The 18,402-nt window shown below is 31.8% G+C and carries 13 protein-coding genes; 5 read left to right on the plus strand and 8 right to left on the minus strand.

All coding sequences use genetic code 11. The annotated features are described in order from the left end of the window. Positions 1 to 116: 116 nt before the first annotated feature. From LG649_RS06280 to LG649_RS06290, 3 genes are read right to left on the minus strand one after another with little or no spacing between them, the layout of a single operon-like run. Complete coding sequence (locus tag LG649_RS06280) at positions 117 to 1,943, minus strand: GNAT family N-acyltransferase (protein ID WP_226542348.1); 1,827 nt, start codon at positions 1,941 to 1,943, stop codon at positions 117 to 119. A 22-nt stretch (positions 1,944 to 1,965) separates the two neighbouring features. Further along, positions 1,966 to 3,216, minus strand: coding sequence for an aspartate kinase (locus LG649_RS06285; protein ID WP_226542350.1), 1,251 nt, complete (start codon positions 3,214 to 3,216; stop codon positions 1,966 to 1,968). Continuing rightward, positions 3,216 to 3,698 (minus strand): GNAT family N-acetyltransferase, encoded by a 483-nt coding sequence (locus tag LG649_RS06290; protein ID WP_226542352.1) that lies wholly within the window; start codon positions 3,696 to 3,698, stop codon positions 3,216 to 3,218. Before LG649_RS06290 ends, LG649_RS06285 begins: the two co-directional genes overlap by 1 nt. A 117-nt stretch (positions 3,699 to 3,815) precedes the next feature. Here LG649_RS06290 and fbp point away from each other — a divergent pair, with 117 nt between their 5' ends. Continuing rightward, entirely contained in the window at positions 3,816 to 4,820 is a 1,005-nt protein-coding gene (fbp, locus tag LG649_RS06295) for a class 1 fructose-bisphosphatase (RefSeq protein WP_226542354.1), read from the plus strand. A 161-nt stretch (positions 4,821 to 4,981) separates the two neighbouring features. On the opposite strand, the gene LG649_RS06300 is transcribed toward fbp, so the two are convergent. Together LG649_RS06300 and LG649_RS06305 are read right to left on the minus strand one after the other, a co-directional pair. Further along, positions 4,982 to 5,956: a VWA domain-containing protein gene (locus tag LG649_RS06300; protein WP_226542356.1), complete on the minus strand. Its 975-nt coding sequence runs from the start codon at positions 5,954 to 5,956 to the stop codon at positions 4,982 to 4,984. Between the two features lie 41 nt (positions 5,957 to 5,997). Further along, positions 5,998 to 6,546, minus strand: coding sequence for a hypothetical protein (locus LG649_RS06305; RefSeq protein WP_226542357.1), 549 nt, complete (start codon positions 6,544 to 6,546; stop codon positions 5,998 to 6,000). Between the two features lie 219 nt (positions 6,547 to 6,765). On the opposite strand from LG649_RS06305, the gene LG649_RS06310 reads away from it, so the two are divergent. Beyond that, positions 6,766 to 8,769 carry a tetratricopeptide repeat-containing sensor histidine kinase gene (locus LG649_RS06310; RefSeq protein ID WP_226542359.1) on the plus strand — a complete coding sequence of 668 codons (2,004 nt, stop codon included), beginning with the start codon at positions 6,766 to 6,768 and terminating at the stop codon, positions 8,767 to 8,769. A gap of 9 nt (positions 8,770 to 8,778) precedes the next feature. Continuing rightward, positions 8,779 to 9,432: a response regulator transcription factor gene (locus tag LG649_RS06315; RefSeq protein WP_226542361.1), complete on the plus strand. Its 654-nt coding sequence runs from the start codon at positions 8,779 to 8,781 to the stop codon at positions 9,430 to 9,432. Positions 9,433 to 9,484: 52 nt separating this feature from the next. Here the strand turns inward: LG649_RS06315 and LG649_RS06320 are convergent, their stop codons facing one another. After that, positions 9,485 to 9,628: a hypothetical protein gene (locus LG649_RS06320; protein WP_226542363.1), complete on the minus strand. Its 144-nt coding sequence runs from the start codon at positions 9,626 to 9,628 to the stop codon at positions 9,485 to 9,487. A 114-nt stretch (positions 9,629 to 9,742) separates the two neighbouring features. Between LG649_RS06320 and LG649_RS06325 the strand changes: the two genes are divergently transcribed. Next, entirely contained in the window at positions 9,743 to 11,563 is a 1,821-nt protein-coding gene (locus tag LG649_RS06325; RefSeq protein WP_226542365.1) for a tetratricopeptide repeat-containing sensor histidine kinase, read from the plus strand. Continuing rightward, positions 11,556 to 12,305 carry a LytR/AlgR family response regulator transcription factor gene (locus tag LG649_RS06330; protein ID WP_226542367.1) on the plus strand — a complete coding sequence of 250 codons (750 nt, stop codon included), beginning with the start codon at positions 11,556 to 11,558 and terminating at the stop codon, positions 12,303 to 12,305. The genes LG649_RS06325 and LG649_RS06330 overlap by 8 nt, the downstream gene beginning before the upstream one ends. 57 nt (positions 12,306 to 12,362) lie before the next feature. Here LG649_RS06330 and LG649_RS06335 read toward each other — a convergent pair whose 3' ends face one another. Both LG649_RS06335 and gltB read right to left on the minus strand, forming a co-directional pair. After that, positions 12,363 to 13,829: a glutamate synthase subunit beta gene (locus LG649_RS06335; protein WP_226542369.1), complete on the minus strand. Its 1,467-nt coding sequence runs from the start codon at positions 13,827 to 13,829 to the stop codon at positions 12,363 to 12,365. A 4-nt stretch (positions 13,830 to 13,833) separates the two neighbouring features. Then, on the minus strand, positions 13,834 to 18,348 hold the full coding sequence (gltB, locus tag LG649_RS06340) for a glutamate synthase large subunit (protein ID WP_394371900.1): 4,515 nt from the start codon (positions 18,346 to 18,348) through the stop codon (positions 13,834 to 13,836). Positions 18,349 to 18,402 lie beyond the last annotated feature (54 nt).

Consider the following 18,402-nt stretch of genomic DNA (forward strand, 5'->3'; position numbering starts at 1 on the left):
ATTTTTTTCAGGAAAAATACCTTTTATATTAATTTTGGTGAGTTTGTACGAGGTATTATATAAAAAAGAATGTTTTTTATTTTAATAGGAATTAAGGAAAAACGCCTTGGTTAAGTTTAAGGTGTGTTTTTTTCTGTAAATTTTTGTTCTAATTCAGCTTGAAATTCTTCCATTACAGGGCGCACAGTACTTTCTGGTAAGTCAGCAATTTTTATATACATTAAACCATCAACTGCGTTGTTAAACAGAGGGTCTACATTAAACGCTACTAGTTTAGCATTCTGTTTAATATATTTTTTTAGTAAAACAGGTAGGCGTAATGCACCTGGCTCTATTTCATCTATAATTTTATCGAATTTATTTAAATCGGCTTCTGTTTCATCAAAAACAAAATCTTTATCAGCATCTTTTAGTTTTACTTTAAATTCTTTTTTAGGGTGAACGTATTGTGCAATGTAAGGGTCGTAGTAATGCGATTTCATAAACTCAATCATTAAAGATTTAGAGAAGTTTGAAAACTGATTACTAATACTAACACCACCAATTAAATAATTATGTTCTGGGTAGCGTAATGTAGTGTGTACAATGCCTTTCCAGAGTAAAAATAAAGGCATGGGTTTTTGTTGATAGTCTTTAATAATAAAAGCACGACCCATTTCTATACTTTCACTCATCATTTTATGAAGTTCAGGTTCAAACCTAAATAAATCTTGAAGATAAAACCCGTTAATTCCGTAATGTTTATATATTTCTCTACCTAAGCCCATGCGATAAGCACCAGCGATTAATTTTTTTTCGTTATCCCAAAGAAACATGTGGTGATAATAGGTGTCAAAAGTATCTAAATCTATAGCTTCGTTTGTTCCTTCCCCAACTTCGCGAAATGTTATTTCACGTAAACGGCCAATTTCTCTTAGTATATTTGGTATTAATTGCGCAGGTGCTAAATAAACTTCGTAATTTTTGCTTTCTAAAAGCCTAAGTTCTGCTTTTTTCAAAGTTTCAACCTCAGCCTCCATAACACTTGTTTCAATGGGTGTTACAATTCGCTTAGGTGGCTTTGTGGCTTTTAAAGTTGTGGGTATTTTTTCTAACATCTTTTTCTTTTCAAAGGAGTTAGAAAGCATATAGGTTTTTTTTCGAATGAATTCTGAAAAATCTTTTAAAGATTCATGATCTTTTTGGTCTTTTACAGAAATAGGTTTACCTATTCTTACCTTTATTGTTCTGCGTTTTTGTGTTAGTAGTTCAGATGGTAATTTCGCGGTGCGAAACGTATCGCTAATTTTTGATAGTTTATAGAAAAGTTGACTATTTTTAGCATGAAAATAAATGGGAACTACGGGTACTTCGGCTTTTTGTATAAGTTTTATGGCTGCTTCTTCCCAAGGTTTGTCTACCATTAATTTACCGTCTCTGTATGTAGATACTTCGCCGGCAGGAAAAATACCTAAAGGATGCCCTTGTTTTAAATGTAAAATGGCATTTTTAAACCCAGCAATACTCGAGGCAGCATCCTTTCTATTCTCGAAAGGATTAACTGGCATTATAAAAGGTTTTAAAGGTAAAATACGATGCAATAAAAAGTTGGCTATAATTTTAAAGTCTTTTCTTTGTTCTAGCATTAATTTTAATAGCAGAATACCATCTATACCACCAAGAGGGTGGTTAGAAACTGTTATATAAGCCCCATCTTTTGGTAATCTTTTTAAGTCTTCTTCAGGGATTTCAAATTTTATTTTAAAATCAGATAAAATACCATTTAAAAAATCGAGCTCGCTTAGGTGTTTATTTTTGTTATATATTCTATTTAAAGTAGATATTTTAAGTACTTTCATTAAAAGCCACCCAATAAAAGTGCCTATAAACCCAAGCTTATCTATATTAATAGCTTGAGCAACTTCTTTAGCAGTTACTAATCCTTTATTTTGCTGTTTGGTCATGGCTGTAAATGTACTAAAATGTTTATTTAGTTACCACTTGAAATGTTTGTTGAGTTAACTGTTTTAATAACACTGTTTTACCCTTTTCTATTTGTTTTATAGCATCATTATTGTAATGCCTAATGGTGTAAAGCGATACATTTTTATTAAACTTTATCTTAAATTTTGCTTTTAATTGGTGTAATAATTCATCAAAATTATCATATAAATCTTCAATGCAAATAGAGAAGCTTATAGCTGAATTTTGAGTAAGATTCACTTTTATTTTGAACTGATGTAAGATACTAAATATTGCACTAATATTTTCTTCAACTATATAAGAGAAATCAAGAGAAGATATAGATATTAAAATTTGGTTGTGTTTTACTATAAAGCAAGGAAGAAAAGGTTGTAACATTTTATGTTTGCCTATTTTAGTGCCGTTTTCTTGCGGATTTAAAAACGATTTTACATAAAGCGGAATTTCTTTACGCTGTAAAGGTTGCAATGTTTTTGGGTGAATAACTGAAGCGCCATAAAAAGCAAGTTCTATAGCTTCGTTATATGATATTTGGTTAAGTAATGAAGTGTTTTCAAAATATCTGGGATCAGCATTTAAAATACCAGGAACATCTTTCCAGATAGTAACACTTTTCGCATTTAAACAATAGGCAAAAATAGCGGCAGTATAATCGCTGCCTTCACGCCCTAGCGAGGTTGTGAAATTTTTTGAATCGCTTCCTAAAAACCCTTGTGTAATATTTAGGTCAGACTTATTTAAGTTAGTATTAATTTGTTGCTCTGTTGTTTGCCAATTAACTTTTGCTTGTCTGTAATAATTATCGGTTTTTATATAATTTCTAGCATCTATCCAATTATTTTTAATACCAATATAATTTAAGTAATGGCTAATTATTGTTGTAGAAACTAGCTCGCCATAACCAATAACTTGATCGTAAACAAAGCTATAATTATTTGATGTATTTGTTGTTAAAAATAAGTTTAAAGCTTTAAAAAGTGCCGCTATATTATTAAAAACAGAATGAGTTTTATCTGTAAATAATTGTTTTATAATTTGGTTATGATAATTTTTAACTTCCATTAAAGCATTATCAAGCTCGTTTTCATTATTAAAATAATTATTGATAACAAGCTCTAGTGCGTTTGTTGTTTTTCCCATAGCAGATACAACAATTAGTGTGTTTTTGTACCCAACTTGGTTTAAAACAGAAACTAAATTTTTAACTCCGTTTGCATCTTTAACAGATGCACCTCCAAATTTAAAAATTTGCATTAGGCGAGTTTAGATATATAGTTTTGTATTGCAGTTTCGCTAAGTTGCACAACGTCCCAATCGCGCATTACATTGGCGCCTTTGCTTTCGTAAAATTTTATGGCAGGTTCGTTCCAATCTATAACTTCCCAATTAATACGTTTTACGCCTTGGTTATGTCCATATTTTACAACCTCGTCTAGCAAAGCCGTACCTATACCAAGACCGCGTTTAGCTTTGCTTACAATTAAATCTTCTAGATGAATAATTTTGCCTTTCCATGTGGAATATCTGTTGTAAATTAAAGCAATACCTTCAACTTTATTGTCTATTTCTGCAACAAAACATTTAAAGGCAGGATTTTTGCCAAAGCCATCATTTTCTAAATCTTCAAGTGTAACCTCAACAGCATCAGGTTCTTTTTCAAATTCGGCAAGCTCGTTTATTAATTTAAGCACTTGCGGCATATCAGATTTAACAGATTTTCTTATTGTGTAGTTCATATTTCTTAAAAATTATTTCAAATATAGTTTAAAGTTAAAAAAATACTCAATCTTACACGAAAACGTTGTAGTTTGTTAAAAAAAGGTTTTAATTTGTAAGCATAAACTAAAAATATTATGGCTCGAAAAAAACAAACTTTAGGAGAATTTATAATTGAAAATCAATCATCTTTTAAATATTCTTCTGGAGAATTGTCCAGTTTATTAAACTCTATTCGTTTAGCGGCAAAGGTAGTAAACCACGAAGTAAATAAAGCCGGATTGGTTGATATTATTGGAGCCGCTGGAGACACCAATATTCAAGGAGAAGACCAACAAAAGCTTGATGTTTATGCTAACGAAAAATTTATTCAAACTTTAACCAAAAGAAATATAGTTTGTGGTATTGCTAGCGAGGAAGAAGACGATTTCATAACTATAAATAGTCAAGACGAAAAACATCAAAATAAATATGTTGTTTTAATTGATCCTTTAGATGGTTCATCAAACATTGATGTTAATGTTTCTGTAGGAACCATTTTTTCAATATATAGAAGAATTACGCCAATAGGTACACCGGTACAACTTGAAGATTTTTTACAAAAAGGAAGCCAGCAAGTTGCCGCAGGTTATGTAGTTTATGGTACATCTACAATGTTGGTTTATACTACTGGAGATGGTGTTAATGGCTTTACATTAAATCCTGCCATTGGTTCGTTTTATTTGTCTCATCCAGATATGGAATTTCCAGAAGATGGTCAGATTTATTCTGTAAACGAAGGTAATTATGTGCATTTTCCGCAGGGTGTTAAAAATTATATTAAATATTGCCAGGAAGAAGCTGGAGACCGACCTTATACTTCACGTTATATAGGATCTTTAGTTTCAGATTTCCACAGAAATATGATTAAAGGAGGAATTTATATGTATCCTGAAACCTCAAAAAACCCAAAAGGTAAATTACGTTTACTTTACGAATGTAATCCAATGGCGTTTTTAGCTGAACAAGCCAAAGGAAAAGCTAGCGATGGCCATACTAGAATAATGGATATTGAGCCTACTGAACTGCATGAACGTGCACCATTAATTTGTGGAAGCAAAAACATGGTTGAAAAGGCTGAAGAGTTTATGCGTAATGCCTAACCTGAAATTATAATTAAAATAATTAGTAAAAGCGGGTTTTAACCCGCTTTTTCCTTAACTAAAATTAACTAACACTAAATAATAGTTTACTAAAATTATTGTTTTAGAATTTTGAATTCGATGATTTAATGAATCTTTTTAATTAATAACGAAGTATATTACTATTCTATAGTAATAGTTTTGGTAGAAACGTCGGTAAAATTTCCGTTTGCCGCCGAATATTCAGTAGTAATTTCAATAGTAACTTCGGTGCTAGTAGGGAAATTAGTAACCCATTCTAAGACATATAGTTTTCTAAGCTGCTCGCTTATTAATTGGTATAAATTGTTTATTTCATCGCTGGTAGGTGTATAAAAAAATCGTCCTCCAGTTTGGGAGGCTAGATACTGCAGTATTGTTTGGTTTGCATCACCAAAGCCAACGGTATAAATGGGAGTATTAAGTGCTGTTGAATTTGAAATTAATTGAGATTCGTTTATACTTGAACGGTTATCTAAACCATCAGTAAATCCAATTACAATAGGCAAAGCATTATTTAATTCGGTGGCTTTTTCTAACCCTAAATCACAGGCGCTATAAAAAGCTGTACTAGTGCCAATGTAAGTTGGTTCGCTATCTACAGCGTCTATTAGAATAGAAGTATCGCTTGTGAATGGTTGTACTTCGTCAATATATGAAGCGAATTTAATAATAGACATAAGATCAATGTCACTTTTTAAATTAATAAACTCCCTCATGGCTTGTTCCATTTCAAGAATGTCTGACTCGGCCATACTTGATGAATAATCCATTGTTGTTGCAATGGCAAGTGGTTTGTTGTTTAATTCGTCAAAAATTGATAAGGCAATTTTGTTATTACTAACAACTTCAAATTCATTTCCATTAACTGACATTTTTACCAAGTAATTTCCTAATGTGAATTTTTCAAGTGGTTTTCCATTTTGATCGGTTACAGAAAGCATAACGGTTATGATTCCTTCAGATTGCGACACTTCTAATCTGGGTATTGTGGTTTCTAGTGTAGTTGTAGTGATATCATTCGCATCTTCAAAGGGAGCGTTCGGGTCTCTAGTTTCGGTTTTTGAACACCTTAAAATTGTGGTTACTAGAATCAGAAATAAAACTAATTTTTTCATAGTTGTTAATTTAATTATTGGTTAATAGCTGTTTTGACGTGTTATTCTTCTAAGTAAATTACATCAGTAAAAACTCCATTTGTAACATTGTGTGTTATGGTATTTCCTGAAGTATTTACGTTAGTTACTGAAAAACTAAAGATTCCAGATATTTCTTTGTTTGTAGTATTTACATTGGTAATTTCAATAGTTGCGGTGGTGTTTTCAGAGTATTCATAATCGTAATCGTTGTTTTCAGCATAATTTGCAGCAACATAATCTTGGTTAGCAACACTAAAACTAATTCCGTTTTTTAGTTCAAAATCTGTTTCTGTAGTGGTGAAGGTTAAGCCTATAGCTTTGCCGTTTGTAAGGTCGTTAGCATCAACAGCTGTTATTACAAAAGAGCTTAGGTTCTGTGAAGAAGAAAAACGGGCTTCAACATAAGGCTCTCCAGAAACAAAATCAACACCGTTAACTTTTGCGTAAAAGGTTTCTATTGTTTCAAGTTCTTCATTTAGCGTATCATTAATAATGTCGTTTGTAGAACAATTAAATAAAAGCACTAAAAAACTTAAATGGTATATTTTTTTATGAAATTTTATTTTCATGATTTTATTATTGATAAATAGCTAGCTAAAAACACAACAATAAGAATGAAGAGTTAGAGCAGATTTGGATATACATTACGTAAAAACCATTATAATTTTTACGTTACTAAAGTAGTTTTATAAAGCATTAAAAGTCAATACGTAAATTTCCGTATTTTTCAGATTATCAGATGTTTTTAATCTAATATTCTGTAATTTGGTGATGAAATTTAAAACCTTATGAAACACATAGTTTTATTTTCTTTCATCTTATTAGCTAAAACCATATGTGCTCAATCTTTAAGTGAGAATACCAATATTGATAATGTGCAACGACTAATTTTTATTGGAGATAGCTTAAAAAAAACGAATAAAACAGAAGCGCTTAACAACTTTAAAAAAGGATTAGCCATTGCTTTAGATAATAAATTAAATAAAGAGGCTAGTATTTTATATAAAAAAATAGGTGTGCTACATCATGTTAAAAGAGAATATGAAATTGCTGAAAGTTATTATAAAAAAGGTGTTCTTGTAGATAGTGTTTCTTCGGTTACGGCAGATTTGTTATACAACATATCCCTTTTAAAAAGTGCATCCAATCAACAAGATAGTGCGTTATATTACATAGAAAATAGTATCGAGCATTACGAGCATTTTAAAACACAAGAACGCGCATTAAAAGCTTATTTAAGAGCAGGAATACTTTATAAGGACAATCAATTATTTGATAAAGCATTAAGTTATTCTATAAAAGCATACAATGGTTTTTTAGAAATTGAAAATGAAGAAAAACTAGCAGATGTATGCACCAATCTTGGTAATATTGAAAATCAATTAAAAAATTATCATCAAGCACTTCAATACCATCAAGAAGCTTTAAAACTTCATGTTAAAACCAGAAATAATAGTGGCAAAGGAAGAAGTTACACAAATATTGGTAATGTTTATAGTAACATTAAAGTTCCAGATTCTACAATAGTAAATTATAAAAGGGCGCTGACTTATTTTAATCAACACTCTTCAAATTATGCGGTACTTTTAAATAATTTGGGACGATCTCACTTCGAATTAAAAGATTATAAAGGTGCTCAAACTTATTTTGAACAAGCTATAGGTTTAAATAAAAAGCTAAATAATTCTTCAGCTTTAATGTATAATTACAATGGTATTATTGATTTGTTCATAAAAACAAATAAGCTAGAAAAAGCAAATATGTATCTAAAAAAAAGTCAAAAATTATTATCTGAAATTATTGATAATAACGTGCTATTGAATTTTTATAAAAACGAATCAGAATACCATAAAAAAACAAATAATTATGAGAAGGCTTTAAAGGCTAATCAAAAATATATCGAACTTTATGAGATTGTTTTTAACGCAGAAAATGCCAAAATATCACAAAGTTTACAAGCAAAATTTAATTACGAACGTAAAGAAAATGAAATATTAAAATTAAAATTAGTTAATGCTGAAAATCAAAATTTGCTTGAGGAAAAAAACAAAAACATTAGAGATAAAAATTTAACGCTTTTAATACTCGCAATTTTATTGGCTTTATTAGCGGTTGTTTATTATCTGCTATTACAAAGGCAAAAAACTAAAGATCAAGATGTTAAAATAGAAAAGTTAGAGGCCATTTATAATGGGCAAGAAAGTATAAAAAAACGTATAGCCAGAGATTTGCATGATATTATAACTACAAATTTCGATGGCCTTCGCTTAAGAGTTTTAGCATTAAAACGAGCCGATAATGTTAGTGAAAAGGTAGATAGTATATCAACCGATTTAAAAAAAATGAATCAACAAATTCGCACGGTTTCTCACCGGCTTTATCCTTTAGAAATGTACATGGGTAAACAAAAATTTACCGATGTTATTAAATCTAGACTAAGTGAATTTCAGTTGTATGGAAAAGTATTTGTAGAGCTTCAAAAACCATTGCCAGAACTGTTAAATCATTTGAGTTTATCTGTTCAAAATAATTTTTACGGAATTATATTGGAAGTTCTAAACAATGTTGATAAACACGCTTTTGCAAAAAAACTTACTATAAACAATTATATAAAAACCCATAATTTACATTTTACATTTCAAGATAATGGTATAGGTATTACCCAAAACCATAAAGAAGGTATTGGACTCATGAATATAAAACAGCGTGTTGAAATTTTAGAAGGGTTTTGTGAAATAATAAAAATTGAAACCGGAACCCAAGTTCATATTTATTTTCCATTAAAAAATTAACCTAATAGTATGACTTTAAAGATTACAAAAGCCGATATTTTAATTGTAGATGATTCTGTTATTTTCTCACAGGGACTTGTTTCGCTTTTAGAGCAATATCCAGATTATGTTAATAACGTAAAAGTGGCTCATGATTTTGAAACAGCTTTAAAAACATTGGCTTTAGCTACTATAAATGTTTTAATTTTAGATTTGAATTTTGAATCTGAAGATTACAATGGTTTTATAATTGCTAAAAAGGTAAAAAACTTATATCCAGAAATTAAAATTATAATTCTTACTCAAGAAGCTAAAATTGATAATTACGAAGTGCTTTTTAATCAAATAGATGTTGATGGTTATTTAGATAAGCAATTAGGAATAGAAGAAACCTTAGGGGCATTAACAGCTGTAATAAATAACAAAAAATATATAGATAAAAATATAAAAGCGATGTTAGAAATAGGTAGATGGCTTAATATCTCACGTCGCGAAAAAGATGTTATTAACTTATTAGCAATAGGTTTAACGCAAAAAGAAATTGCAAACAAGTTAAATATTAGTAACCGTACTGTAGAAACTCACATAAAAAACTTATCTAATAAAATGGAGGCCAAAAACACAACACATTTGGTTTCTATTTACACACGCTATAAAAATGGAAACCGTGAAAATTTACATTAAAAAACGGTTTAAAATATTACTAGGAATTATTTTAAACCGTTTTAAAAATTAACTAATCGTTTGGTTCTGGAATTGGGTCTGCATCTTGCGTGTCAACTTCAATAATATCTTCATTATCTAGTTCTTGCACTGTGCATGAAGTAAGTAAAATGGAACAGCAAAAAACTAATGCTATAAGGTTTAATACAAATTTCATAATGTTGAGGGTTTTATGATTAATATGTATTAAACTTATTGGTAAAAAAGTAGCTAAACTAGGGTGAATTATTATTCGTCTTTGTATATTTATTATTTGTAAACCATTGTTTTTATGAGGGATATGTTAAAATTTTGGTTGGTTATATGTATCGCGTTTTTCGCAAATACTATTAATGCACAAACTAGTAGTAAAACAGACTCGCTTTTAACACTTTTAAAAAATCACCCTCAAAAAGACTCTATAAGGGTAAAATATTTAATAAATACAGCTTTTAGTTTACTTTACACTGCTCCAGATAGCACGTTACTCTTATCTCAACAAGCTCTTGAGATATCCAAACAACAAAATTTAAAACAAGGTTTATACCTTTCCTATTCGCATATAGGAATGGCTTATTATCAGAATAACTCCTATAAAAAAGCTATATCAAACTATTTTAAAGCTTTAAATATTGCAGAAGATTTAAATAATACATTATTTCAATCAAGAGTGCACTCTAACTTAGCAAATATATATGCAGACTTCGGTGAGTTTAATAAGGCTTTAAATAGTTACAAAAAATCTTTTGAAATTGCTAAAACAAATAGTGATACAATTTACCAGATTATCGCTTTAGCAAACATAGGTGTGCTTCAATCAGAACGAGATTCATTAATAGACTTAGGAATACTCAATTTAAAACAAGCGTTAAACCTAGCTGAAAAAATAAAGCATGAACAATACATTACTTTTTTTAATCTTAATTTAGGTTTAAGCTTCAAAAAAAAGAAAGAGTATATTAAGGCTATAAATTATTATAAAGAGGTTTTAAATTTTAATGGAGAGACTAAAAAAACATATGATAATTTGTTAGCATATAATAATTTAAGCACTGCTAGTTTTGAGATTAAAGATTATAAAGCTACCGAGTTTTATGCTAATAAAGCTTTAGATATAGCCAAAGAATTTAATGATTTAGAATGGCAGTCTAGTGCTTGGGCAACTCTTTCTGAAGTATATAGTGCTAAAAATAAGTATAAATTGGCTTTTCAGGCTTATCAAAACTATTCCGAACTAAAAGATAGTCTTGATTTAATAAATACCAAAGCCGAAATTTTAAAACTTCAAGACGATTATAAACATGATAAAGAAAAGTTACTTTTAACAGCTAAACATGACAAAGAAAACCTTCTAAACCTTCAAGAAATAAACAACCAAAAAGCTATAAACCGTATTATCGTTATATCTGCGATTACCATTTTAGTTTTATTGTTTTTAGGCTTTTATGTATACAAACGAAAACAAGAATCTCAATTTAATTTAAAAGTTGCAGAAACAGAATTAAAAGCACTTCGAGCGCAAATGAATCCGCATTTTATTTTTAATGCTTTAAATTCTGTAAGCAAGTATATAACTTCAAACAATTCCAATTTAGCAAATAATTTTCTTATAAAGTTTTCCAATTTAATGAGACAAACACTCGAAAACTCCGAGAAAAAAGATATTACTGTTAAAGAAGATTTGCAACTATTAAAAAACTATTTAGAAATAGAATGTAAACGCTTTGTCAATGGTTTTAAATATAAAATAGAAGTAGATGAAGAATTAAATTCTGAAAATGTTCTGGTGCCGCCAATGTTGCTACAACCTTTTGTAGAAAATAGCATTTGGCATGGTATTTCTAAAATGAATGGTTCTGGTTGTGTTACAATTGAAGCAAAAGTGCAGAACGATATGCTTTGTTATACCGTTGATGATAATGGTGTTGGAAGAAAAAACCCTAATGGTAAAAGACATAATTCGAAATCAATGGGAATAAGTATTACTCAAAATAGAATAGATATACTTAATAAGCAAAAAAAGGCTAATGGTAATTTAAAAATTATAGACAAAGATAAAGGCACCAGAGTTGAAATAACCTTACCATTTCAAACACTATTTTCAAATGGTTAATACAATAATTATAGATGATGAACAACACTGTATTGATGCTGTTTTATATTTAATAAAAACGGTTTCCAATAATATTAATGTAATTGGAACATTTACAAATGTAGAAGAAGCTATACTGGAAACTCCAAAATTAAATCCAGATTTGGTGTTTCTAGATGTTGAAATTGGTAATAAAACAGGCTTTGATTATTTAACGGGAATTAATCATATTAATTTTCAAGTTGTTTTTACAACAGCTCACGATAAATATGCTATTGCCGCAATAAAGTTTAGTGCTTTAGATTATTTGTTAAAACCAATTGATGAAGATGAGTTTAAAACGGTTTTATTAAAGTTTGAGCAAAGTAATAAATCATCAATTTTAGCACAAAAAATGGATGCATTGCTTTATAACTTAAATGCTAATAGCAGCGAAAAGCGTATTACAGTAAATACAAAAAACGATTTTCATGTACTCTCAATTTCCGATATTTTATATTGTAAAGCTTCAATTAATTATACAGAAATATATACTAAACAAAACACAAAAATAATAAGTAGTAAAACCTTAAAATATTATAACGATTTATTAATTGATTGTGATTTTTATAGAGTCGATCAATCCTATTTGGTTAATATAAGGTTTGTAAAAAGGTATACAAAAGGTAAACCTGCGTATGTAATACTCAATAATGGTTTTAAAATAAAGGTGTCTTTAAGTAATAAAGAAGGCTTTTTAGCAAAACTTAATAGTATGTACTAAAAAAGGTTGTTTAAATTAATTTAAACAACCTTTATATTTTAAAAATAAGTATATTTTTTATCTAAGTGCAACTAAATCGCCACTAGCATCTTTAGTTGGTAAATCAGATTTACCCATAAGATAAATATCAACTTGTCTTGCAGCTTCCCTACCTTCAGAAATAGCCCAAACAATTAACGATTGTCCTCGACGCATATCGCCTGCGGTAAAAATGTTCGGTACATTAGTTTGGTACTTGCCATAATCTGCTTTATAATTAGATCTTGCATCGGTTTTTATTCCTAATTTTTCGGCAAGTGTAGCTTCTGGTCCTGTAAAACCTAAGGCTAACAAAGCTAAGTCGCAAGGCCAAGTTTTTTCGGTGCCTTCAATTTCTATTAATTGTGGGCGTTGTCCAGGTACCATTTTCCACTCAACGTTTACTGTTTTTAAAGCCGTAAGTTTACCGTTTTCGTCAGTAACAAATTCCTTAGTATTAATCAGCCAATTACGCTCAACACCTTCTTGATGTGAAGACGATGTTTTAAGTTGTAAAGGCCAAAAGGGCCAAGGTGTAGTTGGCGAACGGTGTCCTGGTGGTTTTGGCATAATTTCAAAATTCACCACAGATTTTGCACCTTGACGGTTCGAGGTTCCAATACAATCCGATCCCGTGTCTCCACCACCTATTACAATTACATTTTTATCTGTAGCTAAAACTTGGTTTTCAACTTCTTTACCAAAAACAACTTTGGTTTGCTGTGTTAAAAAGTCCATGGCTTGTACAACACCATCCGCATCAATACCTGGTGTTGGTAAACTACGACGTTTTGTTGCTCCACCACATAATACTACAGCATCAAAAGCTTTTAACTCTTCAGTATCGTAATTTACACCAACGTGTACATTTGTTTTAAACGTAATACCTTCTGCTTCAAGAATAGCAACACGGCGGTCTATAATACCTTTTTCCATTTTAAAGTTAGGAATACCATAGCGAAGTAAACCTCCAACTTCATCATCACGTTCAAAAACTGTAACTGTGTGTCCTGCTCGGTTTAATTGTTGAGCGGTAGCTAAACCTGCAGGTCCAGAACCAACAACAGCAACTGTTTTTCCAGTCCTTGTTTTTGGTGGTTGAGGTTTTATCCAGCCTTCTTGAAATGCACGTTCTACAATGTTTTTTTCAATGTTTTCAATTGAAATCGGATCTTCAATAATACCCAACACACAAGCTTTTTCGCATGGGGCAGGGCATAAGCGTCCTGTAAATTCAGGGAAATTGTTTGTAGAGTGTAATATCCAAGAGGCTTTTTGCCATTCGCCTTGGTGTACCATATGGTTAAAATCTGGTATTAAATTACCTAGTGGGCAACCACTATGGCAAAATGGAATACCACAATCCATACAACGTGATCCTTGTTTGGTTATTTCTTCCTCGTTTAAAGGTACTGTAAATTCTTTATAGTGCTTAACGCGTTCTTCAACGGGTTTGTAAGCTTCATCTTGTCTTTCAAATTCTTTAAATCCTGTTACTTTTCCCATGTTATTAAGCTATTTCTAATTCTTCAAACATTTCTTCTTCGGTCTCTAAGCGTTTTAAGGCCTTTTTGTATTCGGTAGGCATTATTTTCACGAAATTGGTTAGGGTCGAACTCCAATTTTCGAGTATTTCTTTACCGCGGTTACTATCTGTATAAAGTACGTGTTTTTCTATAAGTGATTTTAATTCTCTGGCATCTTCTCCTAAAACCTCTTCAAATTCTATAGTTTCTGTATTGCATAAACCATTTACAAATTTATTGTCTGGGTCGTAAACAAATGCCATACCACCACTCATACCTGCAGCAAAGTTTCGTCCTGTTTTTCCAAGAACAATAACTTTTCCACCTGTCATGTACTCACAGCAGTGGTCTCCCACACCTTCAACTACAGCTGTTGCACCAGAATTTCTTACAGCAAAACGTTCTCCAGCAATACCATTTATGTAGGCTTGCCCGTGTACTGCACCAAATAAGCAAACGTTTCCAACTATAATATTTTCAGCAGCTATAAAATCGGCTTCTGTTGGTTTTTTAATAATAAGTTTTGCGCCAGATAATCCTTTACCAAGGTAATCGTTAGTGTCGCCTTCTAAAGTAAAAGTTAATCCGTGTGCTCCAAAGGCTCCAAAACTTTGCCCCGCAGATCCTTTAAAGTTAATGTTTAAAGTGTCTTCTGGCAGACCTAAATGACCGTATATTTTTGATATTTCGTTACTTACAATAGCTCCAACCGTACGGTTTGTGTTGCGAATTGGGTATTGTAATGTCATTTTTTCTTTTCGATATAAAGCTCTGTGAGAATCTTTAAGAATTGTAAAATCTAAAACATTTTCTAACTCGTGATCTTGTTTCTCAGTATTTTTAATAGTCATGTGCTTGTAAGCAGCAGGTCTGTATAAAATACTTGATAAATCTAATCCTTTAGCTTTATAATGTTTAATGGCTCTATTTGCATTAATTTTATGGGTTTGACCAACCATTTCGTCAACGGTTCTAAACCCTAATTGCGCCATAATACCACGTAATTCTTCAGCAATGTAATAAAAGAAGTTAATAACGTGTTCTGGTGTTCCTTTAAAGTTTTTACGTAACTCTTTGTCTTGAGTTGCAATACCAACCGGACAAGTGTTTAAGTGGCACTTACGCATCATTATGCAACCAGAAGCAACTAACGGTGCGGTTGCAAATCCAAATTCTTCAGCACCTAAAAGTGCAGCAATAGCAACATCGCGCCCTGTTTTTAACTGTCCGTCGCACTCTACAACAATTCGGCTACGTAAATCGTTAAGTACCAAAGTTTGTTGTGCTTCAGATAAACCAAGTTCCCAAGGTAAACCAGCATGTTTTAATGATGTTAAAGGGGATGCTCCTGTACCACCATCATAACCAGAAATAAGTACAACATCTGCTTTTGCTTTTGATACACCAGCTGCAATGGTACCAACACCAACTTCAGAAACTAGTTTAACATTAATTCTAGCATCGCGGTTAGCATTTTTAAGATCGTAAATTAATTGTGCTAAATCTTCAATAGAGTAAATATCGTGATGTGGCGGTGGTGAAATTAAACCAACAAAAGGTGTAGAGTTACGTGCAGAAGCAATCCATGGTAAAACTTTTTCACCTGGAAGTTGCCCACCTTCACCTGGTTTAGCACCTTGTGCCATTTTTATTTGAATTTCTCTGGCATTGGTTAAATAGTGTGATGTTACCCCAAAACGACCTGAAGCAACTTGTTTAATGGCTGAGTTACGACTATCTCCATTCATATCTGGATGAAAACGTTTTCTGTCTTCTCCACCTTCTCCAGAATTAGATTTACCTCCAATACGGTTCATGGCGATAGCTAAATTTTCATGAGCTTCACGAGAAATAGAACCATACGACATCGCACCTGTTTTAAAACGCTTTACAATATCGGTCCAAGGCTCTACTTCTTCAATCGGAATAGGATCTAAATTATCAAATTCAAATAAACCACGAATGGTCATTAAATTTTCAGCTTGTTCGTTTATAGCTTTTGAGTAAACGTCGTAACTAGCTTGGTCGCTAAGCCTAACGGCTTGTTGTAGTTTAGATACGGTTGTTGGGTTAAATAAGTGGCGCTCTCCATTTCGCCTCCATCTGTAATCGCCACCAATATTTAAACTTAGTCGTTTGTCTATTTTATTATCTGGATACGCTAATTTATAGCGTTCGTTAATTTCTTTTTCAATTTCATATAAGCCAATACCTTCAATTCTTGATGCGGTATAAGGGAAATATTTTTCTACAAAGGCAGAGTTAAAACCAACAATTTCAAATATTTGAGAACCTCTGTATGAATGTAGTGTAGAGATTCCTATTTTGTTCATTATTTTAAGAAGCCCTTTACCAATAGCCTTATTAAAGTTTTCTACGGCTTTATCTTCATCCATGCCTTTAATAAACCCTTCTTTAACCTGCATACGAATAATTTCGTTTACCATGTAAGGGTTAATTGCACTGGCGCCATAACCAAATAAAGTTGCAAAATGATGTGGTTCGCGTGGTTCGGCAGATTCGATAATAATATCGAAATACGAACGCTTGCGTAAACGGTTCATTTGATGGTTTACATAGCTACACGCTAAAAGTGCAGGAATTGGAGCGTAATCTTGGTTTACACCTCTATCTGAAAGAATGATGATATTTGTACCACGATTTAAAGCTTTTTCAACCTGAACGATAATATCATCTAAAGCATCTTCAAGCCCGTTTAAACCTTGTGCTTTTGGATAAAGCATGTGGATGGTTTCAGCTTTAAAGCTTTCAATGTCAATAGTTCTAATTTTTTCTAAGTCGGCATTAGAAATTACAGGATTTTGTATGCGTAGTTTTCTACATTGGCGTTCTGTAATGCTAAAAATATTACGGTCTTTACCAAGGTTTAAACTAATATCGGTTACAATTTCTTCGCGAATACCATCTAAAGGAGGGTTGGTTACTTGTGCGAATAATTGTTTAAAGTAGTTTGATATAAGCTGAGGTCTATCTGAAAGCACCGCTAAAGGTGTATCTATACCCATAGAACCCAGTGCTTCTTTGCCAACAACGGCCATAGGTGTAATTACTTCTTGAATGTCTTCGAAGGTGTAATTAAATAAACGTTGTCTTGTTTTTATATCAATAGTTTCAATTGGGCAAGTTTCGTTAGTGTACGGTACATCGCGTAAATGTAGACGTGTTTTGTCTAACCATTCTTTGTACGGACGTTCTGAAACTATTTTGCTTTTAATTTCTTCGTCGCTAATTATGCGGCCTTCATTCATATCAACCAAGAACATTTTTCCTGGTTCTAATCTACCATGTTCTTTAATATCTGATGCTTCAACATCTACAACTCCAACCTCCGAAGACATGATTAGTTTTCCGCTTTTTGTAACGGTATATCTAGATGGACGTAAGCCATTTCTATCTAATAAAGCACCAATATAATCGCCATCTGTAAACGGTACAGAAGCCGGACCATCCCAAGGCTCCATGATACAACCATTGTACTCGTAAAATGCTTTGCGGTCTTCAGACATGGTTTTGTGTTTTTCCCATGCTTCAGGAATCATCATCATCATAATTTCTGGTAAAGAACGGCCGGTATGGGTTAATAATTCAACAACCATATCCATAGAAGCAGAATCTGACTTTCCTGGTAAAATTATAGGGAAAAGCTTGTGTATTTGTGGTCCAAAAACATCACTTTTCATTATTTCTTCACGTACACGCATTCTACTTACGTTTCCACGTAAGGTGTTAATTTCACCATTTTGACACATAAAACGGAATGGTTGAGCCAATTCCCATGTAGGCATTGTGTTGGTAGAGAAACGTTGGTGTACTAAAGCTAATCTGGTAACAAGGTCTATTTGTTGTAAGTCTGTATAATAAGGGCCAATATCTTTTGGCATAATTATACCTTTGTAAATTAAAGTTGTAGTTGATAAACTAGGAATGTGGAAATAAGCACTTTCCGATATTTTAGACTTTCTAATGGTGTGTTCTGCTATTTTTCTTGCAGCATATAGTTTGGCTTTAAATGTAGCCTCATCAATATCATCGTTTTTCCCAATAAAAAGTTGTTCTATAATGGGCTCTGAAGCTCTTGCTATTTCACCAAGTTGAGAAGAGTCTACAGGTACTTTTCGCCAACCTAAAATAGAAAGGCCTTGTTGTTTAATTTCTTCTTCTAAAATGTTTTTACAAAAGGTATGTTGATTGTCGTTTTGAGGTAAGAATATCATACCCACGGCGTACTCTCTAAAATCAGGTAAACTAAAGTCGCATACACGTGTAAAATATTCATGCGGAATATCAATTAAAAGACCAGCACCATCGCCGGTTTTTCCATCGGAGCTTACGCCTCCTCTGTGTTGCAGTTTTACTAGGATTTCTAACGCATCATGTATAATTTGATTTGTTTTTTCTCCCTTTAAATTACATATAAAACCAGCGCCGCAATTTTCGTGTTCAAATTCGGGCGAATATAGTCCTTGTTTCTCCAGCATAGTCAGCAAATTTTGGATTAAAAAATAGAGTTGAATAGCTAAGATAGTTACAAG

Source organism: Neotamlana laminarinivorans, from assembly GCF_020523925.1.
Taxonomy (GTDB): Bacteria; Bacteroidota; Bacteroidia; order Flavobacteriales; family Flavobacteriaceae; genus Neotamlana; species Neotamlana laminarinivorans.